This window comes from Streptomyces sp. WAC03905, assembly GCF_057371075.1.
On record NZ_JBXYDZ010000003.1, the window covers coordinates 477,908 to 500,122 of the forward strand.

Sequence of the window (22,215 nt, forward strand, 5' to 3'; positions counted from 1 at the left end):
GCTCAGGCCCTCTGTACGGACTGTTCGCCCAGGCGGCTGTAGATCCTCTCCGGGGTGAGGGGCAGCGCGCGGAAACGGACGCCGGTGGCGTCGTGCAGGGCGTTCGCCAGCGCCGGGGCCACGGGGTTGATGCAGCATTCCGCCATGCCCTTGGCCCGCATGGGGCCGACGGAGTCGGAGGAGTCCACCAGGAGCAGCTCGGTGCGCGGCACGTCGGCGTAGGTGGGGATGCGGTAGTTGCGCAGGTTCGGGTTGACCATGCGGCCGCCGGCGTCGACCTGGTAGTTCTCGGTCAGTGCGAAGCCGATGCCCTGGGCGACGCCGCCCTCGACCTGCCCGCGGACCTGCGCCGGGTTGATGACGGCGCCGGCGTCGGCCGCGTGGACGCTCTGCAGGATGCGGATCTCGCCGGTGACCCGGTGGACGGCGATGCGGAACCCGTGCGTGTTGGAGGTGACGCTGCGCGGCGAGCCGTAGGCCTTCCTGGCGGCGGTGAAGCGGATGCCGCGGGCACGGGCGAGGGCCACCAGCTCGGCCAGGGACCTGCGCCGGTCGCCGCAGACGACGCCCTCGTCGTCCATCGAGCACATCACGACGTGGACGCCGGTCTGCACGGCGGCGAACTCCAGGATGCGGTCGCGCACGGCGTTGGCCGCCCGCAGGACCGCGTTGCCGGCGACGAAGAGCCCGGCGCTGGCGAAGGCGCCGGTGTCGAAGCCCGTGCGGTCGGTGTCGGACTGCACCAGCCGGATGCGTGAGGGGGTGGTGCCCAGCTGGGTGGCGGCGATCTGGACGTGGGCCGTGGACGTACCCTCGCCGAACTCGGCGGTGCCCACGGCCACTTCGTAGATGAGGTCGTTGCCGAGGGTGACCCGGGCCTCGGAGACGTGGTCGGTGGGGGGCGCGGTCTCGTGCAGGGAGCTGGCGACCCCGGCCCCGACGAGCCAGTCGGGCCCCGGCGGCGGCCGGTCGGCGGTGCGGGCCAGGGCTGCGTCCACGAGGTCGATGCACGTGCCGAGGCCGTTCTCGGTGAACAGCACGTCGTCGGGACCGTCGTGCAGGGCGACGAGCGGGTCGCCGGGCAGCACGATGTTGCGGCGGCGCAGTTCGAGCGGGTCGAGGTGCAGGGCGCGGGCCAGTTCGTCCATGGCCGACTCCACGGCGAAGGCCGGCTGGGTCATGCCGTAGCCGCGCAGGGCACCGCTGGGGACGGTGTTGGTGTAGACGGAGTACGCGTCGTACTTCTTGTTGGGGCAGCGGTAGATCATGACCGCGGCGCCGCCCGCGTAGAGGGTCTCGCCGCCGTGGTTGCCGTAGGCACCGGTGTTGGACACGTTGCGGACCTGGAGGGCGGTGAGCGTGCCGTCCGCCTTCGCGCCGAGCCTGACCGTCAGCGACATCGGGTGCCGGGGGGAGGCCGTGGTGAACTCCTCCTCGCGGGTGTACTCGAAGCTGACGGGCCGCCCGGTGTCCAGCGCCGCGAGGGCGGCGAGGTCCTCCGAGATGACCTCCTGCTTGCCGCCGAAACCGCCGCCCATGCGCACGCAGAACACGCGGAGCTGGTCGGGGCGCAGGGCGAAGAGGTAGGCGAGCTTGACCTTGGCGATCGACGGCGACTGGGAACTGGTGCGGACGTTGAGCCGCCCGTCCTCCATCCAGGCGATGGAACCGTGGGTCTCGAGGTGCGCGTGCTGGACGCGCGGCGAGGAGTACGTGCCCTCGTGGATCACGTCGGCGCGGGCGAACCCCGCGTCGACGTCGCCGATGTGGGAGTGCAGCTCCAGCAGGACGTTGTGGACGGGGTCGCGGACGAACGGGTCGTCGGAACCGTGCAGTTGCGGTGCTCCGTCGGCCATGGCCGCCTCGGGGTCGAAGACGGCGGGCAGCGGCTCGTACTCGACGACGGTCCTGCGGCAGCCCTCCTCGGCGGCGGCGACGGTGTCGGCGAGGACGGCGGCGACGCGCTGGCCCACGAAGCGGACGGTGTCGTCGAGGATGAAGGTGTCGTCCGGGTCGACGAGGTGGTCGGTGTGGATGGCGGTGGTGTACGGCCGGCGCGGCACGTCCTCCCAGGTGTAGACGCGGTGCACGCCGGGGACGGCCAGCGCGGCGCTCTTGTCGACGGAGAGGATGCGGGCGTGCGCGTGCGGAGAGTGCAGCACCTTGAGGTGGAGCATGCCCTCCCTGCGGGTGTCCATCGTGAACTCCGCGCGGCCGGTGACCACGTCGTCGGCCGCCGGTGCGACGACGCTGGCACCGACGGCCCTGCCCGGCGCCGCGTCCTCGGTGCCCACGACACCCCTGACGGCGTCCTCGATGGCGCGGTAGCCCGTGCAGCGGCAGAGGTTGCCCTTCAGCGCGCGGGGAAGGTCGGCCTTCTGCGCCTCGGTGAAGGTCGCCGAGGTCATGATCATCCCGGCGGTGCAGAAGCCGCACTGGAAGCCGGGGGCGTCGCGGAACCGCCGTTGCACCGGGTGCAGGCCGCCCGGTGATCCGAGGCCCTCGATGGTGGTCACCTCACGGCCCTCCGCCCGGAAGGCGGGGGTGATGCAGCTGTGCACCGGATCGCCGTCCATCCATACCGTGCAGGCGCCGCAGTCGCCCGCGTCGCAGCCCTTCTTCACGCCGAAGTGGCCGAGGGCCCGCAGGAAGGTGCGCAGGCACTGGCCCGGGGCCGGTGCCTCGTCGAAGTGCTTGCCGTTCACGGTGTACGTCATGTCAGACCCCGGCGGTGAGTTCGGTGCGGATCTCCTCGGCGAAGTACGCGGTGAGGTGGTGCCGGTGCTCGGGGGTGCCGTTGGGATCGGCGAACCAGAGGTGGGCGGGGACGGCGTCGATGCTCTGCCGGAGGGTCCGGGCGTCCGGCATGCTGTCGAAGGCGAGGCGGACGGGGCGTGTGGTGCCCGCGGTGACCGTCAGGAGCAGGTCGTCCTTTCCGGGCGTCCGGGTGCCGATCAGGAACACCGTGGACCGGCCGAGGTGGGTCAGGGAGAACCGTCGGTGCGCGGCGTGCTTCCTCAGCGCGCGCCCGGGAAGGTGGACGCGGCGCAGGATCTCCCCGGGTGCCAGGACGTTGCGGTGGTCGCCGGTGACGAAGTCGAGCGCGTCGACGCGGCGGGCGGGCCCGTCGGGGGGCCACAGCTCGTACTCGGCTTCCAGCGCCACGGTCAGGGTGATCATCGGACCGGCGGGCAGTGACATGCAGATGTTGCCGCCGACGGTGGCGGCGTTCCACACCTTGAACGAGGACAGGAAGGCCTCGCAGCTCGCCGCGAGGAGGCCGCCCGCCCTCCAGTCGGCCGGCGGCGCGAAGGCGTACAGGTCGCGGACCGTGCACGTGGCACCGATGTCGAGGCCGGTGCCGTCGGGGACCAGCGGGTCCCAGCGCAGCGCCGTCAGGTCGACCAGGCGGCGCAGGCCGGGTTGTTCCGTGGAGAACAGCCACGTCCCGCCGGCGAGCCAGGCGTCGCCCTCGCGCCAGTCCGCGCCCGGCCGGTCGCCGGGGTGGCGGACGACTTCGGTGATGGTGTGGAGATCCATGGGAACTCCCTCACGACGACGATCGTGCGGACGGACCGCCTGCCCGACCCGGGCCGCCGGCGCCCGGCTCCGGCGCCACCGGCGCCCGGCGCGGCGGCGGAACTCCCGGCCGCCGCGTCGAACCGTTCGGTGGCAGGTCCGGGGCCCGGGGAGAGCCCGGGACGGGTCGGGACGGGCTCGGCGGGAGCCCGGGAGGGCCCGGGACGGGGTCGGCGAGGAACGGCCGGCCCGTCGTTCGTCTCAGGGATCAAGAATATCGCCGGATCCCGCGGACGCCGAGGCGAGCGGTCCGCGCCGTGCGATGCTGGTACGCATGACCCTGGAAGACCTGGTGAGGCTGCGCCGTGCCCGGGACGTGATCGACCGCGACTACGCGCAGCCCCTGGACGTCCCGGCGCTCGCGAGGGTCGCGCTGATGTCCCCCGGGCATTTCTCCCGCAGCTTCCGGGCCGCCTTCGGGGAGACCCCGTACAGCTACCTGATGACCCGGCGCGTCGAGCGCGCCAAGGCGCTGCTGCGCCGCGGAGACATGAGCGTCACCGATGTCTGCTTCGCCGTGGGGAGCACGTCGCTGGGGTCCTTCAGCTCGCGCTTCACCGAGCTGGTCGGCGAGAGTCCCAGCTCCTACCGGGCGCGCCGGCACGAGGCGGGTGAGGCCATCCCGGCGTGCGTGGCGAAGTTCATGACGCGGCCGGTCAGGGGTGGTGAGCCGGTCCGCCGTGAACCGATCAGGAATGGAGAAGCGGAATCGGCGGGCGCCTCGTAGCGTCGGAGCCATGAACATCAACCTCTCGCAGTGCTTCATCGCAGTCGACGACCACGACAAGGCCATCGCGTTCTACCGAGACGTCCTCGGCCTGGAGGTCCGCAACGACGTCGGGTTCGAAGGGATGCGCTGGGTGACCGTCGGCTCGCCCACGCAGGACGTCGAGATCGTCCTCGAACCGCCGCTCGCCGACCCGGGCGCCCCCGCCGCCGACCGGCAGGCGATGGCCGAACTGCTGGCCAAGGGCATGCTCCGCGGCGTCATCTTCACCACCGACGACGTCGACGCGGCCTTCGAGCGGATCCGGGCCGCCGGCGGCGAGGTCATGCAGGAGCCGATCGACCAGCCGTACGGTGTCCGCGACTGCGCCTTCAGGGACCCGGCGGGCAACATGCTCCGCTTCAACCAGCCCCGCAAGCAGTAGGAACCGCCCGCACGTGACGGACGCGGTCACGGCCCCGCCACCCGGCGTGACCGTGACCGCGTCCGCGGCCCGCCCCATGGATGGAGAGACGTCAAGCATGGCCACGAGGAAGAACACGCAGCCCCCCGCCCGGCACGCCGCCGACAGCCACGACCTGATCCGCGTGCACGGCGCCCGCGTGAACAACCTCAAGGACGTGAGCATCGAGATCCCCAAGCGGCGGCTGACGGTCTTCACCGGTGTCTCCGGTTCCGGCAAGAGCTCGCTGGTCTTCGACACGATCGCCGCCGAGTCGCAGCGGCTGATCAACGAGACATACAGCGCCTTCGTGCAGGGCTTCATGCCGACACTGGCACGGCCCGAGGTCGACGTCCTCGACGGGCTGACCACCGCGATCATCGTCGACCAGCAGCGGATGGGCGGAGACCCCCGCTCCACCGTCGGCACCGCCACCGACGCCAACGCGATGCTGCGCATCCTGTTCAGCCGACTCGGCAAGCCCTACATCGGCTCGCCGAAGGCGTTCTCCTTCAACGTCGCCTCCATCAGCGGGGCGGGGGCGGTCACCGTCGAGCGCGGCGGCCAGACCGTGAAGGAGCGCCGCTCCTTCAGCATCACCGGCGGCATGTGCCCGCGCTGCGAGGGCCGGGGCTCGGTCACCGATCTCGACCTCACCCAGCTGTTCGACGACTCCAAGTCCCTCAACGACGGCGCCCTCACCGTTCCGGGCTACAAGCCGGGCGGCTGGAGCTACCGGCTCTACAGCGAGTCCGGCCTCTACGACGCGGACAAGCCGATCCGCAAGTACACCAAGCGGGAGCTGCACGACTTCCTGCACCGCGAGCCGGTCCGGATGAAGATCGCGGGCATCAACATGACCTACGAGGGGCTGATCCCCCGGATCCAGAAGTCGATGCTCGCCAAGGACCGGGAGTCGATGCAGCCGCACATCCGGGAGTTCGTGGACCGGGCGGTCACCTTCACCACCTGCCCCGACTGCGACGGCACCCGGCTCACCGAGGCCGCCCGGTCCTCGAAGATCAAGGGCGTCAGCATCGCCGACGCGTGCGCGATGCAGATCAGCGACCTGGCCGGATGGGTCGACTCGCTCGACGAACCCTCGGTGGCACCACTGCTGACCACGCTCCACCACACCCTGGAGTCGTTCGTCGAGATCGGGCTCGGCTACCTCTCCCTGGACCGCCCCGCGGGCACGCTCTCCGGCGGCGAGGCGCAGCGCGTGAAGATGATCCGCCACCTCGGGTCCTCGCTCACCGACACCACGTACGTCTTCGACGAGCCCACCACCGGGCTGCACCCGCACGACATCCAGCGCATGAACGGCCTGCTGATGCGGTTGCGGGACAAGGGCAACACGGTGCTTGTCGTGGAGCACAAGCCGGAGACGATCGCGATCGCCGACCACGTCGTCGACCTCGGTCCGGGCGCCGGGACGGCGGGCGGCACCGTCTGCTTCGAGGGCACCGTCGACGGGCTGCGCACGGGCGGCACCATCACCGGCCGGCATTTCGACGACCGGGCGGCCCTGAAGGAGTCGGTGCGCAGGCCCACCGGAGTGCTCCCGATCCGCGGGGCCGCGAAGCACAACCTGCGGGACGTCGACGTGGACATCCCGCTGGGCGTGCTCACCGTCATCACCGGAGTCGCGGGCTCCGGGAAGAGTTCGCTGATCCACGGTTCGATCCCGGCGGGCGAGGGCGTCGTCTCGATCGACCAGGGCCCGATCCGCGGGTCCCGGCGCAGCAACCCGGCGACGTACACCGGTCTGCTCGACCCGATCCGCAAGGCCTTCGCGAAGGCCCACGGGGTGAAGCCGGCGCTGTTCAGCGCCAATTCGGAGGGTGCCTGCCCCACGTGCAACGGCGCGGGGGTCGTCTACACCGACCTGGCGATGATGGCCGGTGTCGCGACGACCTGTGAGGACTGCGAGGGCAAGCGCTTCCAGGCGTCGGTGCTCGACTACCACCTGGGCGGCCGCGACATCAGCGAGGTGCTCGCGATGCCGGTGACGGAGGCGCTGGAGTTCTTCGGTTCGGGCGAGGCGGCCACTCCGGCCGCGCACCGCATCCTGGACCGGCTCGCCGATGTCGGGCTGGGGTACGTCAGCCTCGGGCAGCCGCTGACGACCCTGTCCGGCGGCGAACGGCAGCGGCTGAAGCTGGCCACGCACATGTCCGACAAGGGCGGTGTGTACGTCCTGGACGAGCCGACCACGGGCCTCCACCTCGCCGACGTCGAGCAGCTGCTCGGCCTGCTCGACCGGCTCGTCGACTCGGGCAAGTCGGTCATCGTCATCGAGCACCACCAGGCGGTCATGGCGCACGCCGACTGGATCGTCGACCTCGGCCCCGGCGCCGGCCACGACGGTGGCCGGATCGTCTTCGAGGGCACGCCCGCCGATCTCGTGGCCGACCGTTCGACGCTGACCGGCGAGCACCTCGCGGCCTACGTGGGCGCCTGACCCCCGACGGCGTCCGGCCCCTCGGCCCCCGAGCGCGCCTCGGCCCCGCTGCCGCGGGGCCGAGGCGCGCTCGGGGGTGGTCGCGGTTTCCCGCCAACTCTGCATATCTCCGGACGAGTTGCACCTGCGCTGACTATCTTCTTCGGGGCACATCAGTTCGCCCCAGGAGGTCAGATTGCAGTCCAGGCGCTCCCTCGCGCTCTCCCGCCTGTTACGCCGCTCCCACCTGCTCATAGCCTTCGCCCTGGGCTCCCTGCTGCTCGGTCTGACACCGTGGCTCGCGGTCACGAGCACCGCGGCCGGCCGGGCCCCGGGGCCGCGGGCCGCGCCCGTGCCCACCGACCAGCAGGCGGCGGTGCAGTCACCGCACCACGGCGTCGCGCCGGCGAACGCCATGGAACCGACGGCCCCCGTTCTCGACCGGGCGGGATGGACGGCCACGGCGAGCGACGAGGAGACCGGCGGCGAGAACGGCCGCGCCGCCAACGTCCTCGACGGTGACGCCAACACCATCTGGCACAGCAAGTGGACCGCCCCGGCCGCCCCGCTGCCGCACAGCATCACCATCGACATGCACCGCACGGCGGTCGTCTCCGCGCTCGTCTACCGCCCCCGCGCGAACGGGCCCAACGGGCGCGTCGGCGAGTACGCGATCAGCGTGAGCGCGGACGGCCAGAACTGGGGCAGCCCCCTCGCCACCGGCACCCTCGCGGACGACGCCACCGCCAAGACCCTCGGATTCGCCCCGACGGGCGCCCGGTTCGTCCGGCTGACCGCGCAGACCGAGGCCGGCAACCGCGGCCCCTGGACCTCCGCCGCCGAGATCGACCTGCTCGGCGACCCGGGCACGCCCGCCGCCACCGTCGACCTGTCCAGGGCCGGATGGACGGCCACGGCCAGCGACGAGGAGACCGGCAGCGAGAACGGCCGCGCCTCCAACGTCCTCGACGGTGACGCCAACACCATCTGGCACAGCAAGTGGTCCGGCACCCCCGCTCCCCTGCCGCACAGCATCACCATCGACATGCACCGCACCGCGGTCGTCTCCGCCCTCGTCTACCACCCCCGCGGCAACGGCCCCAACGGCCGGGCCGGCGCGTACACCGTCGCGACCAGCACCGACGGCATCACCTTCGGCGCCGCGGTGGCCTCCGGCACCTGGCGGGACGACGACACCGCCAAGACCGCCACCTTCACCCGTACCGAGCACGCCCGGTACGTGCGCCTGACCGTGACCAGCGAGGCCGGCGGCCGCGGTCCGTGGACCTCGGCGGGCGAGATCCGCCTGAGCGGACCGGCCAGCCCCGCCGTGCACGGCTCCTGGGGCCGGGTCATCGGCTTCCCGCTGGTACCCGTGGCCACCGCCGCCCTGCCCGGCGACAAGCTCCTCGCCTGGTCGGCGTACGCGGTCGACCGCTTCGGCGGCAGCAACGGCTACACCCAGACCGCGATCCTGGACCTGAAGACGGGCAAGGTCACCCAGCGGCGCATCGACAACACCGGCCACGACATGTTCTGCCCCGGCATAGCCATGCTGGCCGACGGCCGGGTGCTGGTCACCGGGGGCAGCAACGCGGAGAAGGCCAGCATCTACGACCCGGCCTCCGACTCCTGGTCGGCGACCACCAGCATGAACATCGCCCGCGGCTACCAGGCGATGACGCTGCTCTCCACCGGTGAGGCCTTCGTCCTCGGCGGTTCCTGGAGCGGGAACGCGAGCACCGACAAGGCCGGCGAGGTCTGGTCGCCGGACACCCGTACGTGGCGGAAACTGCCCGGCGTTCCCGCGGCCCGGGCGCTGACCGCCGATCCTGCGGGCCCCTACCGCGCCGACAACCACATGTGGCTGCACGCCACTTCGGGCGGCAAGGTCCTGCAGCTGGGCCCGAGCAAGCAGATGAACTGGATCTCGACCAGCGGGCAGGGCGCCGTCACACCCGCCGGCACCCGGGCCGACAGCCAGGACGCCATGACCGGCAACGCCGTCCCGTACGACATCGGCAAGCTGGTCACGCTGGGCGGCTCGCCGGCCTACCAGGACTCCCCCGCCACGCAGCGGGCGTACACCGTCGGCATCTCGGGCAGTCAGGTCCAGGCGGCCCGCAGCGGTGACATGGAGCACGCCCGCGCGTTCAGCAACAGCGTCGTCCTGCCCGACGGCAAGGTGGCCGTCTTCGGCGGCCAGGCGTATCCGGTGCCGTTCAGTGACGCCACCTCGGTCCTGACCCCCGAGCTCTGGGACCCGGCGACCGGAAGGTTCACGCCGCTCGCCACCATGGCCGTACCGCGCAATTACCACAGCGTCGCCAACCTGCTGCCGGACGGCCGGATCTTCTCCGGTGGCGGCGGCCTGTGCGGCGACTGCGCGACGAACCACCCCGACGGAGCGGTCTTCACCCCGCCGTACCTGCTCAACGCGGACGGCACCGAGAAGCCGCGGCCGGCGATCACCGGGGGTGTGCCCCCGCGGGCGGCTCCGGGCAGCACCCTGACCGTGAGCACCGACACCTCGGTGGCGTCGTTCGTCCTGATGCGGGCCGCGGCCGCGACCCACTCGACCGACAACGACCAGCGCCGGGTCCCGCTCGTGTCCACGCCGGCGGGAGCGGGCGCGTACACGGTGTCGATCCCCTCGGACACCGGTGTGGTGCTGCCGGGGACGTACATGCTCTTCGCCCTCGATGCCCAAGGGGTGCCGAGCACCGGGAAGTTCGTCACCGTCTCCTGACAGGGGCCGTGACGGGGACCGTCCCCGGAGCGGCCTCCCCAGGGCCCGTCCCACCCGCCGTGGCCGGATCACGTCGGGTGGCACGGGTGTTCGGGTGACTCGGCCGCCCGTGCGGCCGTCCGCGGGTACGGTTCGCGCATGAACGTTTCCGCAACGCAATCGAGTGACGACGACGTGGCCCTGCCGGCGGTGGTGAAGGACATCGCCCGCCGGCAACTGGAGGAACTGGGCGCGTCAGGACTGTCCTTGGACGCCGTGGCCCGGGACAGCGGTCTCGCCCTCACCGCTGTGGAAGCCGTCTTCCCGCACCGGGACGCGCTGCTGACGGCCCTGGTCATCGACGCCTACGACGCGTCCGGCGCCGCCATGGAGCAGGCCGACCGGGCCGCCGCGAAGTCCGGTGCGCCGGCCGGCGCCCGGCTCCTCGCGGTGACCCGGGCCCTGCGGCAGTGGTCCTTCGCGCACCCCGCCGAGTTCACCCTGATCTACGGCTCGCCCGTACCGGGGTACCACGCCCCGCAGGACACCGTCCCGCCCGCCTCGCGCACTCCCGCGGTGCTCGCCGGCATCCTGCGCTCGGCACTGGAGGGCGGCGAACTGATCCCGCCACGACGGACGTTGCCCGGCCCGTCGCTGCTGCGTCCCGAGGCCCTGGAACTCTTCGGCGGCACTCCCCCGGCGCCGTTCTCGGACATCGTCGAACGCGGTATCGCCCTGTGGAGCAGCCTGATCGGGCTGCTGGTGTTCCAGGTGTTCAGCCGGACGCACGACAGCGTCCGGGACGAGGCCGCCTACTTCGACCACGCCGTCGCCGTGACGGCCGAGACCGTCGGCCTCGTCGTCCCGCTGGGCGAGGGCGACCACTGACGTGAACACCATCCGAACCCTCTGCTTCGCGACGGCCGCGCTCTCCTCCTACGCCGCGCTCTTCTACCGCCTCGCGCAGGCCCGCCGCAGCTGGCGGGACGGCGCCTACCGCGCGCTGATCGCCACCCTGCTGCTGCAGTGCCTCACCTTCACCATGGGCGCCGTCGCCATGAGCAGCGGGAGCTTCCTGGGCGTCGGCAATCTGGCCATCCTGATCATGCACCTGGCCGCCGTGGCCTTCTGCGTGGCGGCACAGATCATCCTGCTCCGTTGGGCGGCGACCGACGAGGCGGCGGCCCGCGGGACCCGGTACTGGCTGATCACCGGCATCGTCCTCGACGTCCTGCTGACGGCGCTGTTCTTCCTCGCGGACGGCCCCGGCCGGCCGGCCTCTGACTTCGACGGCACCAGCAGGCCGCTGCTCCTGACCTACCTCCTGGTCTTCATCGTCTCGCAGGCGGTGCCGTGCGTGACGATCTACCGCCAGTGCGGCCCGTACGCCCGGATGACGGACAACGCCTCGCTGCGGCAGGCCCTGCGCATGCTGTCGGTCGCCGCCGTGGTGCTGTTCCTCTACTGCACGGCCCGCACGGTCAACATCCTGACCGCGGCGGCCGGGGTGGACATCGGCGTCTGGAAGCTCGCCTCGAACGTCTTCAGCGCCTCGGGGATCGTGATCCTCTCCCTCAGTCTCATCAACTCCCTGTGGGGGCCGCCCGTTTCGCGACTGGTCGAGTGGTCCCGCAGCTACCGCTCCTACCGGGCGCTGCACCCGCTCTGGCGGGACCTGTACGAGGCCTCGCCGGACATCGCACTGGAGCCTCCGGGCTCGTCGGTCTCGGACCTCAACTACCGGCTGCACCGGCGCGTGGTCGAAATCCGGGACGGCTGGCGGGATTTGAGGCCGTACATCGACCGGGAATCGCACATGGCCGTGCCGGGCGCCGAGGCGGGCGCGGAACTGCGGCAGGCTTTCGCGGAAGCGGCGCAGATCAGGCAGGCCCTGCAGGCGAAGCGGACCGGGACCGTCCCCGACCACAGCAAGGACGCGGGTGACTTCGACGACCGCGACACGGACAACTTCGTGGCGGAAGTCGCCTGGCTCACCCAGGTTGCCGCCGCCTACAGTAAGCTCAGCAAGGCGAGTTGAGAGCTCCCGCCCGGTTTGCATCCCCCGTCAAACCGGGCGGGCTTCTCCCGTTCCCCCGTGTTCCATCGGGCCGGACGGGTGGCTTCCGCCCGGACTGGCCCGGCCCATCCCCCGAGGGCCGGGCCAGTCCGATTTCCGCAGCAACCCGACCCCGTTTCCCCCGTGAGTCGCGTTAGCTGACAGCTATCGGCGAGACCCAACGTTGGCGGAGTCCCGGCCAATTGTCAACTGACCGCTATTCTGGGAAAGTGACGGATAGCCAAGGGCTATGCCGAGGAGGTGACGGGAGGAAGGTTCACCATGACGGAGACCGAGACCGGGGGCGATGACCGGCCCCTGCTGGCCGTGCGTCTCGACGACCTGTTCAAGACGGTCCGCCCCAAGGGCAAGCACTGGACCAACGCCGAGGTGGCGGAGGAACTCAAAAGGGCCAGTCCCGAACTCAAGGTCGGGGGCGTGTACCTGTCGCAGCTGCGGACCGGAAAGCGCTCCAACCCCTCCCCCGACCTCCTCGCCGCCCTCGCCCGCTTCTTCGGCGTCTCGGTGGCCTACTTCTTCGACGACAAGGTCGCGCAGTCGGTCCTCAGTGAGATCGCCGCCATCGAGGCGCTGCGGCAGTCCGGGGTCCGCGCCGTGGCGATGCGGGCGGCCGGGATGAAGAAGGAGAATCTCCAGGCCATCACGGCCATCATGGACCAGTACCGGCAGCTGCAGGGCCTCCCGCCCGTCGACGACCCCTCCGGCCCCGAATGAGGGGCGCGAGGAAGGAGCGGTCGGCGGACCACGACCGCCGCAGCCGGCTCAAGAAGCTCCGGAAGGCCGGCGCCGAGCGGATCGCCGAGCTCGACCTGCCCGAGGCGACCGACGTGGCCGAACTGTGCCGCCACCTCGGTGAGGCGCGCGGCCGCCCGATCATCCTGGTCCCGATGCAGATGCCCTCGTCGCATCCGTGCGGCATGTGGGTCGCCGCCCGCGACGAGGACCTCATCTTCTACGACGCCAACACCACCAGCGCGCATCAGGAGCACATCATCTTGCACGAGCTGGGCCACATCATCTGCTGCCATCGCGGGGCCGGCGGGCTGGACGAGACGGCCGCCCGGCTGCTCTTCCCCAACCTCGACCCCGAACTCGTCCGCGACATGCTCCTGCGCGCGGCCTACGACGACGTACAGGAGCAGGAGGCCGAGATCATCGCCTACCTGCTCTCCCAGCGGATGGGCGGCGCGGAGGGACGGGACGGGGCCGCCCCGCCCGCGGAGGCGGGAGCGGGCGGCGACCCCGGCACCAGCGCCATGCTCAGCCGCATCGAACGAACGCTGTTCTGAAGTGCCCCGGTCAGCTCCCGGCGGAGGCAGCCACCTCCTCGGCCACCGCCGCGACCGCCCGGCGGACGTCCTCCTCGCGGTGTTCGCAGGTGAGGAAGAACCGCAGCCTCGACAGTCCCTCCTCGACGGCAGGATGGAAGATCGGGTCGGCGATCACTCCGCGCGCGAACAGCCGGTCGGCGACGTGCAGGGTACGCGCCGAATCGCCGAGGACGACCGGCACGATCGGGGTGTCCGCACTGGAGCCGGTCGCCAGACCGGCCGCGGCGGCCAGACCGAGGAACAGCGCGGAGTTGCGCCGGAGCGCACGCACGCGGTGCGGTTCCGCGGCGATCAGCTCGGTGGCGGCCAGTGCGGCGGCCGCGTTGGCCGGGGTGAGCCCCACGCTGTAGACGAAGCCCGGCAGGGTGTGCCGCAGCCAGCGCACCATGCGGGCCGAACCGGCGAGGTAACCTCCGCAGCTGGCGAAGGACTTGGAGAGGGTGCCCATCCACACGTCCACGTCGGACCGGTCGACTCCGAAGAACTCTCCCACCCCGCGACCGCGTTCGCCCACCGTGCCGATGCTGTGCGCCTCGTCGACCATCAGCAGGGCCCCGTACCGCTTCTTCAGCTCGATCACGGCGGGCAGGTCGGCGAGGTCGCCGTCCATGCTGTAGGCGCCCTCGACGACGATCAGCACCCGTCTGAACCGCGCCCGGTTGAGCCGCAGCAGGTGCTCCAGGCCGTCGGCGTCGTTATGGGCGAACGGGCGTCGCGCCGCTCCGGACAGGGTGCAGCCCTGCAGGATGCTGTCGTGGGCCAGCGCGTCGTGCAGGACCAGGTCCCCCGCGCCGACGAGGTGCCCGATCGCGGTGACGTTGGTGGCGTGGCCGCTGACCAGCGTGAGGCAGTCCTCCACCCCCAGGAAACCGGCCAGGGCGCGTTCGAGCCGGACGGTCAGCTCCCGCTCCCCCGAGAGGACACGGCTCGCGGAGACCGAGGTGCCGTACCGCTCCACGGCCCGGTGGACGGCTTCGTTGACCGCCGGATGGCCGGAGATCCCCAGGTAGTTGTAGCTGCCGAAGGACAGGTACGAGCGGTCGCCGATCACGGTGGTGTCGCGGATGGTGCCCTCGTGCACGCGGAAGTACGGGAACGCCGCGCCGCCGGCACGGACCGAGTCCAGGCGCTGCTCGAAGAGGGCGACCTCGGGGAACGCGTCGACCGCGGTGGTGTCGGCGCGCCATTCGGCCGCCCCCGCCCGGGGGGACGGTGGCGGGACCGCGGGCGCCGTCGGCGCGCGGTGCGGGTCGAGCAGCGTGATCAGTGCTCCGATCGTGAGTCCGGGGGTGAACAGGTCCTCGGAGGGGAAGCCGGGGGCGTGCTTGCCGATGTTGACCGCGAGCTCCTGGAGCATGAGGGAGTCGAAGCCGAGGTCGGTCACCAGCCTCATGTCCTCGGCGAGGTCGGCCAGGGGGAAGACCCCGGTCCGCGACACCTCGGCGAGGACGGTGGACGCCGCGTCCCCGACCTGCGGGACGGGTGGATCGGGGACGGCCACCGCGTCGGACGGGGCCCCGTCGGCGGCGACCGGTCCGGCCACCTCCCGTGCCGCGTCGGCCACGACCCAATGGCGGCGCGGGGCGAGCGGACTAGGTGGCAGGGTGCACGGGGGTGTGCGCCCCGGCACGGAGGCTCCGGCCGTCGCGGGCACGGGCTGCTCGCGCACGGGCTGCTCGCGCACGGGCTGCTCGGGCACGGGCTGCTCGGGCACGGGCTGCTCCGCGAGTCGGCCCGCCTCCAGCTCCGCGGCCGCGGCGGCCAGCCGGGCGGCCGCGTCGGGGGTGTCCCGCGCCACCAGGGCGAGGCGCTCCGTCAGAGGCGTGCGGCGGGCCAGGGTGTCCGCCACCCGGGCCAGCGGCGGCCCGTCCTCGGTGAGGGTCCGGGCCACGTCCCGGGCGTAGCGGGCCAGTCCCGGACGGTCCCGGGCGGTGAGGACCAGCTCGTACGGTCCGTCGGGGGGTGCGGGCGCCGCAGGCGGCTCGGGGCACTCCTCCACGACCACGTGGACGCCGGTACCGCCGAAGCCGAAGGCACTCACGCCCGCACGGCGGGGCAGACCGCGCCCGGACCACGGCAGCGGTGCCGTCGCGACGGTCAGCCGCGCGGCGTCCAGCGCCGCCGTGTCGGCGAGGCGGAACTCCGGCTGGGGCGGGATCACCCCCCGCTGCACGGCCAGGACCGACTTGATGAGGCCGGCCATTCCCGCCGAGTTGAGCGAGTGCCCGACGACCGCCTTGACCGCTCCCAGATGGGCCGGGGCGGCATCCGGACCGCGCAGTTCCGCCAGGACCGCGAGCTCGACGGGGTCACCGACGGTCGTTCCCGTACCGTGCGCCTCCAGGTAGCCCACCGCACCCGGGGACAGGTCCGCGTCGCGGTAGGCCCGGCGCAGGGCTCTGAGCTGGCCGCCCGCCCGGGGGTGCAGGCCGCCCTGCACGGTCCCGTCGTTGGCCGTGCCCACGCCGCGGATGACCGCGTAGACCCGGTCGCCGGCCGCGCGGGCGTCGGCCAGGGGCCTGAGCACCAGGACGCCGGCCCCCTCCCCCAGGACGAAGCCGTCGGCCTCGGCCCCGAAGGGCAGGCATCTGCCGCTGCGCGAGATGGCGCCGATCCGGCAGAGTCCCACGAGCAGGTCGGGGGCGAGGATCAGCTGGGCGCCCCCGGCGATCGCGATGCGGGACCGGCCGGCCCGCAGCGCGTGGACCGCGTTGGCGACGGCCATCAGCCCGCCGGAGCACGCGGAGTCCAGGGCGTAGCTCTCACCGTGCAGGTCGAAGACCGAACTGATGCTGTTGGGGCCCATGTTGAGGAGCAGACCGGCGACGGACGTGCCGTGCAGACCGTGGACCGCGCGTACGGTCTCCTGCCATCCGGGATCCGTCGCCGGGGCTCCGAACTCGCCGCCGGCCAGCTGGCGCATCCGTATCCGCATGGTGCTGAGTTCGCGGTAGCCGCTCTCGGTGAGGGCCGTGATCACCGAGGTCTCCTCGCGGTCGAAGCCGTCGGTCTCCCACCCCGCGTCCTGGATCGCCTCGCGGGCGAGGTCGATGAGCAGCCGGTGCTGGGGGTCCATCGCGGCGGCCCGGCGCGGCGGTATCCCGTAGTGCGCGGCGTCGAAGTGGCCCACGTCCGGCAGCAGCGCCATGGTGGCGGTGTAGGTGGACGACGTGTCGCGGAAGTCGTCGCTGAGGAACGCGGCGCTGCGCCAGCGCGCGTCCGGGACGGTGGAGAACTGGGCCCGCGGGGCCGTCAGGAGCCGCCAGTACTCGTTCGGGTTCCGGGCTCCCGGGAACCGGCAGGCCATGCCCACGACCGCTATCGCCTCGCGTCCCCCCGCCGGGGGCCGTACCCCTGTCGCGGAGGTCATCGGGCGGTCGGGCGGGCGCGCCACCAGTCGAGCGTGGCGGCGACCTGTTCGTCGACGGGAGTGGCGCGCGCCTCGAAGGCCGTCTCGAAGGCGCTCGAATCGACGACGAAGGGGCCGTCGAACTGGTAGCGGATCTCCTTCAGTTCGCGCATCAGCGGGGAGAACAGCCCCGCGAGGCCCAGCACCGCCGGCGGGATCCTGCGCACCACGGCCGGGCCGGTTCCGGCACCGGCGGCGAGCAGGTCGGCCATTTCCCGTACGGAGCGGGCGGGCCCGGTCGGTACGTGCCAGGGGCGTCCCCAGGCCCGCTCGTCACCGGCGGCCCCGGCCATCGCCGCGGCGACGTCGGGGAGGTAGGTCCAGCTGTGCGGGGCGTCCGGGTCACCGAGGGCGGACACGGGTTTGCCGCGGAGCAGGGCCGGCACGACGCGTCCGGCGAGGTGGCCGCCGTCGGTGACACCGGGGCCGAAGAAGTCGGAGGCCCGCACCTCGACCGCCCTGATGCGGCCCTGTTCGTGCAGGGTGCGGGCCTGCTCCCAGGCTGCGGCGCGCACCCGCCCCTTGGGGCCGGTCGCGGCCAGCGACAGCCCTTCGGTCATGGGCCCCTCCACCGGCCCGTAGCCGTAGAGGTTGCCCAGCATGACCAGGACGGCCCCGGTCGCTTCCGCGGCGGCGCAGGCCGAGGCGACGAGCGGGGGCCATGCGCGCACCCAGTGGTGGTAGGGCGGCGCGGCACAGTGGTGGATGGTGGCGGCGCCCCGGGCGGCGGCGGTCAGCCGCTCCCGGTCGGTCGCGTCGAGCGCGACGTGCTCGATGCCAGGTTCCGGTTCTCTGCCCGACCTGGTGACGACGCGTACGGAATGTCCTTGCTCGGCCAGCAGACGGGCGGTGGCGGCGCCCGCGGGCCCATAACCCATGACGACTTGAAGACTCACGCGCGCACAGTAGCGCGAGAGTTGATCGCTCTCTTACGAGTTTGGCCAGTACAGGACAACATCCGACAGGCGGCGGCCGGGCCCGTCCGTACGGGCCCGGCCGCCGCCACCGGTGTCAGACGCGGTCGGCCGCGATCAGGACGTATTGGAAGGAGCCGTCCTTGTAGGAGTTGATGAACGCCTCCTCAATGCCCGTGACCAGGGAGGACGTCGCCCGCAGCTCCCAGTAGGGCAGCGTCTCGGGGGTCAGGTCGATGACGGCCTGCGGCACGAGACGGTTGTCGGCCATGGCCCGCATGTACTCGCGGCGGGAGTGGATGTTGCACTCGAAGTGCGCGTTGATCTGGGAGACCCACTTCGAAGGCTGGCCGTAACGCGGGTTCCAGCAGCCGGTGATGGTCACGTAGCGGCCGCCGACCGCGAGGACGCGGGAGTGCTCGGCGAAGAGGTCGTGCAGGTCGACGTACATGCTCGACTCGTTGTTCCACGAAGCGGCGGCCTGCCCCGTCTCGAACGGCGTGTTGAGCATGTTGCAGACGCGGGCGCGGACGGAGTCCTCGATGCCCAGCTCGCGGGCGCGCTGGTTGGCGAAGTCGGCCTGCTTGGCCGACAGGGTGACGCCCTCGACCTTGCACCCGAACCTCTGGTGGGCCATGACCATCGAACCGCCGCGTCCGCAGCCGGCGTCGACGAGGGTGTCCTCGCGGCCGATGGTCCCGAGGTGGCTCAGCAGGACGTCCGCCTGTGCGGACTCCAGCCGGTGCAGCTCGGCGATCAGCTTCTTCTCGTATGCGCTGTCCTCGGTGTCCCCGAGGGCGGCGTGGTCGATGTCACCGATGCCGTAGTGGTGGTGGTACAGGCCGTCGACGTCGCCCAGGCGCAGGTTCACGGGCCGCGCCTCGTGGTCCCAGTAGCGGGCGATGTCGCCCTGGTACGGCGTCGCCGGGGCCGGGATGAAGGCCGAGGTGGGGGCGGAAACGGTGAGATCGGTGCTGGTCACGAATAAATCCATCCTTACCAGAAGTCGGGCAGGCTGTAGCGGTAGGTGTTCGTCCGGTGCCAGTAGTGGTTGCCGTCGACCCAGACGGCCACGCCCCGGAGGAAGCGCACCACGCGTGGATCGGGGCAGGAGACGGCCAGTTCGGCGGCGGCGGCCTCGAAGGCGTGCATGAGGTCGTTGTGGACCTCGACCGCCTTCAGGTAGGCCTCCTTGTCGGAGAGGCCCTCCTGCTGGGCGATGACCACCGGCAGGTTCAGGTGCAGGCCGGGGCTTTCGAGTTCCTTGGTGTACGAGTACAGGTCGTTGGCGATGGTCGTGGCGTTGCCCGCCAGCGCGATCACCCGCTGCATGGCGGGCATCGCGTGCAGGTCGGCCGGGAGTTCGTAACCGCCCACGGTGTCGGTGATGGTGGGGCAGGGGCGGAAGTTGTTGAACTGCCGCATCGCCAGGTACTCGGACACCTGCGGGACGTACTTCGTTTCGGCCCAGGCGGCCTCGGCGAGGTACCCCAGGTGCAGCCGGGCCATGTCGTGCCGGTAGCGGTCGGCCTGGGACGGGGTCGCCGCCCGGGTGAAGTACTCCATGGCCGAGCGGTAGGAGCGCCTGGGGGCGTCCGAGAGGAGCGTTTCCTCCCAGGCGGGGGCGTACTCCGCGGTGGTGTGGACGGGGTCGAGTGCGGTGTGCGCCAGCAGAAGCCTTCCGCCCAGTCCGACCGGCGAACCGCCGTGGTCCTCGCAGTAGCAGTCGTCGACCACGTTCTCGGCGACCATCAGCCGGGTGGCGATCATCAGGTGGTCCACGGTCGGGGCGTCCGGGTGGCAGGCGACCATGTAACGGCCGACGGAGAAACCGTCGAACTGGTCCTCCCACTCGGGCGGGTACGCCTCCACCTCGTCCACCGCCCAGCGCTTGATCCGGCGGCTGACCTCGGCCACGCGGACGGGGTCGGGCTCCGGGACCGGGTGGTGGTAGAGGCCGGGGATCGGCCTGCCCTGCGCGGCGGGCGGGGGCGCGGGCGCCACGGGTTCCGGAGCGGCGGCGGGCCGTGCGCGGTAGGGGGTGAAGAAGAACAGTCCCTCCGTGCCGACCCCGCTCGGGCCGCGCATGATCCGCTCCAGGGCGGGGTTCGGTGCGGTCGCCACGGCGGCGGCCACCCGCGTCGGCTCCGCGACCGGGTCGCCCCCCGGTCCTTCGCCCGGTGCGGGCGGGACTTCGGGAGCGGGAGGGGAGGGCCGGGCGGCCGCCGGCCCGAAGGGCAGCGCGGGCCCGGTCGGCAGTGCGGGCTTGCCTGCGGTGACGGCGTCGGCCCCGCGGCCGTGGCCGTGGGATCCGAAGCGGACCGCGGCGGCAGGAAGGCTCGACTGCGCGGGGGAAGGCCCGGGAACGGGCATCCGTGGCTCCTAGCGAGTGTCTCGTCGATCGGGCTGGAGGAGGGGGCGGGGGGCGGCTTCACGGATCGCACGGCGGACATCCCGGGGAGGGGGTGCTGCGCCGGGTCCCGGACCCCCGGATCCCGGCGGGTCGGCCGGGATCCGGGCAGGGTGCAGGAAGGATCCGGGGGCCGGTCGGGCGGCCCCGGGGCCGTCAGTCGCGCCGGCGGCCGATCTGGACGTTCTCCATCACGCCGAGCGCGTCGGGAACCAGGATGGCCGCGGAGTAGTAGGTGGTGACCAGGTACGAGATGATCGCCTGCTCGCTGATGCCCATGAACCGCACGGACAGGCCCGGCTCGTACTCCTCGGGCAGCCCGGTCTGGTGCAGGCCGATGACGCCCTGGTTGTCCTCGCCCGTGCGCATGGCGAGGATGGAGCTGGTGTTCTCCTTGCTGATCGGGATCTTGCTGCAAGGAAGGATCGGCACCCCGCGCCAGGCCGGAACCTGCTGGCCGCCGAGGTCGACGTGGTCCGGGTAGAGGCCGCGGGCGTTGAACTCGCGGCCGATCGCCGCGATGGTCCTGGGGTGGGCGAAGAAGAACTTGGTGCCGCGGCGGCGGCAGAGCAGTTCGTCCATGTCGTCCGGGGTGGGCGGGCCGGAGTGGGTCTGGATGCGCTGCTTGAAGTCGGCGTTGTGGAGCAGGCCGAACTCCGGGTTGTTGACGAGCTCGTACTCCTGTCGCTCGCGCAGCGCCTCGATGGTGAGCCGGAGTTGTTCCTCGGTCTGGTTGTGCGGACCGTTGTAGAGGTCGGCGACGCGCGTGTGGACGCGCAGTACGGTCTGGGCGATGGAGAGTTCGTACTCGCGCGGCTTGAGTTCGTAGTCGACGAAGGTGCCGGGGAGGGCGGCCTCTCCGGTGTGGCCGGCGGACATCGCGATCTCGGCCTCGCCGTGCTTGTTCTGCCGCTGGTGCGGGAGCGACCCGAACCGCTCGACGTGGTCGCGGAGTCCGGGTGCCGCGTCGAGGACGGCGGCGAAGTCGGCGCGGGAGAGGGTCAGGAGGGTGCCGGAGGTCTCGGCGGTGGCCGTGTAGTCGGCAGTGGCGTCGGCGTCGAGCAGTGCGTTCTCGCCGAAGCGGTCACCGTCGGCCAGGACCGCGACGGCGATCTCGTCGCCGTACTTGCCGACGGAGGTCTGGTTGACACGGCCGTGGGCGATGAGGTGGATCCGCTCGGCGGGGGCGCCCCGCTCGACCAGCACCTCGCCGGCGCGGAAGTCGCGCTGGACGCAGCGGTCGGCGAGCGTGGCCAGCACCTGCTCGTCCTCGAAGCCGCGCAGCATGGCGAGTTCGCCGAGTTCACGCGGGATGACCCGGACCGTGGCGCCGTCCTGGACGAACTCGATGCGGCCGTCACCGACGGTGTAGGTGAGGCGGCGGTTGACGCGGTAGGTGCCGCCCTTGGTCTCCACCCAGGGGAGCGTCTTGAGGAGCCACCGGGAGGTGATCTCCTGCATCTGGGGGGCGGACTTGGTCGTGGTGGCAAGGTTGCGGGCGGCCGCCGTGCCCAGACTCATCTGCTGGGTCGGCTCCAGCTGGGCCTCTGGGCTGGTGTCCACGGTCATCGCGCAGGCCTTTCCTTCGTGTCCTTCGTGCGGGTGGTGATCAGCGCATGCCGGTGCACGTCACCGGTGAGCGAAGAAAAATAGGGTGAATACCCGGGCAATCCCTCTAGATCCGGAAGCACAGTAACCGTCCGTGAACCGGTGCACCCATCGGAAGGGGTGGGGATTACCTCAAACCGGTGATCTTGAGCTGCGCCGTGTTTGATCATGGTCCCGGCGGTTTCGGCCAGACGCCCCGCGCACTTTCCGCCAGAGCCGCACCGACCCCCAACTCCCCTACGCACCGGCCCGGTTCCGGAACCCGGACAGGATCCCGAGGGCGCGCGCACCCACGGCACCACCGGTCGCGGGGGGGGCGGGGCGGGGGGCGGGGGCGGGGCGGGGGCTCCGGGCGGCGGGGTCCCGGCCGGACCGCATCAGGGATGTCCTGGGGTTTCCCGTCAGTCCCATCGTCTTCCGTGTCGGGCCGGCCCCTCAAGGGCGCTCCCTGCGGTCGCGTCACTGCGTGATGGCCTCCGGCCACCCTTGACCGCCCGTCCCGCCACGGAAAGTCGAGGACTGTCGGGAAGCCCCCAGAAGAACGGGC

15 protein-coding genes are annotated in these 22,215 nt (G+C 72.0%); 8 read left to right on the forward strand and 7 right to left on the reverse strand.

The annotated features are described in order from the left end of the window. Nucleotides 1-2 precede the first annotated feature (2 nt). The gene (locus tag AC2RP6_RS05155) at nt 3-2,717 is read right to left on the reverse strand and encodes a molybdopterin-dependent oxidoreductase (RefSeq protein ID WP_486445064.1); all 2,715 of its coding nucleotides are present in this window, start codon (nt 2,715-2,717) and stop codon (nt 3-5) included. A gap of 1 nt (nt 2,718) precedes the next feature. Next, a complete protein-coding gene (locus AC2RP6_RS05160) occupies nt 2,719-3,540 on the reverse strand; it encodes an FAD binding domain-containing protein (protein WP_486445065.1) in 822 nt (273 codons plus the stop codon). A 313-nt stretch (nt 3,541-3,853) separates the two neighbouring features. Between AC2RP6_RS05160 and AC2RP6_RS05165 the strand changes: the two genes are divergently transcribed. The 8 genes from AC2RP6_RS05165 (at nt 3,854) to AC2RP6_RS05200 (ending at nt 13,285) form a co-directional block, all read left to right on the forward strand. Further along, the gene (locus AC2RP6_RS05165) at nt 3,854-4,306 is read left to right on the forward strand and encodes a helix-turn-helix domain-containing protein (protein ID WP_486445066.1); all 453 of its coding nucleotides are present in this window, start codon (nt 3,854-3,856) and stop codon (nt 4,304-4,306) included. Nucleotides 4,307-4,316: 10 nt separating this feature from the next. Then, nucleotides 4,317-4,730, forward strand: a complete 414-nt coding sequence (locus tag AC2RP6_RS05170) for a VOC family protein (protein ID WP_486445067.1) — start codon at nt 4,317-4,319, stop codon at nt 4,728-4,730. 97 nt (nt 4,731-4,827) lie between these two features. Beyond that, nucleotides 4,828-7,212 (forward strand): ATP-binding cassette domain-containing protein, encoded by a 2,385-nt coding sequence (locus AC2RP6_RS05175; RefSeq protein ID WP_486445068.1) that lies wholly within the window; start codon nt 4,828-4,830, stop codon nt 7,210-7,212. 175 nt (nt 7,213-7,387) lie between these two features. Then, entirely contained in the window at nt 7,388-9,940 is a 2,553-nt protein-coding gene (locus AC2RP6_RS05180) for a galactose oxidase family protein (RefSeq protein WP_486445069.1), read from the forward strand. A 138-nt stretch (nt 9,941-10,078) separates the two neighbouring features. Further along, nucleotides 10,079-10,807 (forward strand): TetR-like C-terminal domain-containing protein, encoded by a 729-nt coding sequence (locus tag AC2RP6_RS05185; protein WP_486445070.1) that lies wholly within the window; start codon nt 10,079-10,081, stop codon nt 10,805-10,807. Between the two features lies 1 nt (nt 10,808). Continuing rightward, entirely contained in the window at nt 10,809-11,957 is a 1,149-nt protein-coding gene (locus tag AC2RP6_RS05190; RefSeq protein ID WP_486445071.1) for an MAB_1171c family putative transporter, read from the forward strand. A 300-nt stretch (nt 11,958-12,257) separates the two neighbouring features. Continuing rightward, a complete protein-coding gene (locus AC2RP6_RS05195; protein ID WP_486445072.1) occupies nt 12,258-12,710 on the forward strand; it encodes a helix-turn-helix domain-containing protein in 453 nt (150 codons plus the stop codon). After that, nucleotides 12,707-13,285 (forward strand): toxin, encoded by a 579-nt coding sequence (locus AC2RP6_RS05200; protein ID WP_486445073.1) that lies wholly within the window; start codon nt 12,707-12,709, stop codon nt 13,283-13,285. The genes AC2RP6_RS05195 and AC2RP6_RS05200 overlap by 4 nt, the downstream gene beginning before the upstream one ends. Before the next feature lie 10 nt (nt 13,286-13,295). Here the strand turns inward: AC2RP6_RS05200 and AC2RP6_RS05205 are convergent, their stop codons facing one another. From AC2RP6_RS05205 to AC2RP6_RS05225, 5 genes are all read right to left on the reverse strand, one after another. Next, on the reverse strand, nt 13,296-16,697 hold the full coding sequence (locus AC2RP6_RS05205; protein ID WP_486450225.1) for an aminotransferase class I/II-fold pyridoxal phosphate-dependent enzyme: 3,402 nt from the start codon (nt 16,695-16,697) through the stop codon (nt 13,296-13,298). Then, nucleotides 16,694-17,632: an NAD-dependent epimerase/dehydratase family protein gene (locus AC2RP6_RS05210; protein ID WP_486445074.1), complete on the reverse strand. Its 939-nt coding sequence runs from the start codon at nt 17,630-17,632 to the stop codon at nt 16,694-16,696. Before AC2RP6_RS05210 ends, AC2RP6_RS05205 begins: the two co-directional genes overlap by 4 nt. Nucleotides 17,633-17,747: 115 nt before the next feature. After that, on the reverse strand, nt 17,748-18,644 hold the full coding sequence (locus tag AC2RP6_RS05215) for a geranyl diphosphate 2-C-methyltransferase (RefSeq protein WP_486445075.1): 897 nt from the start codon (nt 18,642-18,644) through the stop codon (nt 17,748-17,750). Nucleotides 18,645-18,646: 2 nt separating this feature from the next. Then, nucleotides 18,647-20,023 carry a family 2 encapsulin nanocompartment cargo protein terpene cyclase gene (locus AC2RP6_RS05220; protein WP_486445076.1) on the reverse strand — a complete coding sequence of 459 codons (1,377 nt, stop codon included), beginning with the start codon at nt 20,021-20,023 and terminating at the stop codon, nt 18,647-18,649. 193 nt (nt 20,024-20,216) lie between these two features. Further along, nucleotides 20,217-21,629 (reverse strand): family 2B encapsulin nanocompartment shell protein, encoded by a 1,413-nt coding sequence (locus tag AC2RP6_RS05225; protein ID WP_486445077.1) that lies wholly within the window; start codon nt 21,627-21,629, stop codon nt 20,217-20,219. Between the last annotated feature and the right edge of the window lie 586 nt (nt 21,630-22,215).

Bases quoted from the DNA above. Each gene is read 5' to 3' on its own strand.
- AC2RP6_RS05185 (WP_486445070.1), top strand. From the start codon at position 10,079: ATGAACGTTTCCGCAACGCAATCGAGTGACGACGACGTGGCCCTGCCG.
- AC2RP6_RS05175 (WP_486445068.1), top strand. From the start codon at position 4,828: ATGGCCACGAGGAAGAACACGCAGCCCCCCGCCCGGCACGCCGCCGAC.
- AC2RP6_RS05225 (WP_486445077.1), bottom strand. From the start codon at position 21,629: ATGACCGTGGACACCAGCCCAGAGGCCCAGCTGGAGCCGACCCAGCAG.
- AC2RP6_RS05200 (WP_486445073.1), top strand. From the start codon at position 12,707: ATGAGGGGCGCGAGGAAGGAGCGGTCGGCGGACCACGACCGCCGCAGC.
- AC2RP6_RS05165 (WP_486445066.1), top strand. From the start codon at position 3,854: ATGACCCTGGAAGACCTGGTGAGGCTGCGCCGTGCCCGGGACGTGATC.
- AC2RP6_RS05215 (WP_486445075.1), bottom strand. From the start codon at position 18,644: ATGGATTTATTCGTGACCAGCACCGATCTCACCGTTTCCGCCCCCACC.
- AC2RP6_RS05220 (WP_486445076.1), bottom strand. From the start codon at position 20,023: ATGCCCGTTCCCGGGCCTTCCCCCGCGCAGTCGAGCCTTCCTGCCGCC.
- AC2RP6_RS05195 (WP_486445072.1), top strand. From the start codon at position 12,258: ATGACGGAGACCGAGACCGGGGGCGATGACCGGCCCCTGCTGGCCGTG.
- AC2RP6_RS05155 (WP_486445064.1), bottom strand. From the start codon at position 2,717: ATGACGTACACCGTGAACGGCAAGCACTTCGACGAGGCACCGGCCCCG.
- AC2RP6_RS05170 (WP_486445067.1), top strand. From the start codon at position 4,317: ATGAACATCAACCTCTCGCAGTGCTTCATCGCAGTCGACGACCACGAC.
- AC2RP6_RS05205 (WP_486450225.1), bottom strand. From the start codon at position 16,697: ATGACCTCCGCGACAGGGGTACGGCCCCCGGCGGGGGGACGCGAGGCG.
- AC2RP6_RS05160 (WP_486445065.1), bottom strand. From the start codon at position 3,540: ATGGATCTCCACACCATCACCGAAGTCGTCCGCCACCCCGGCGACCGG.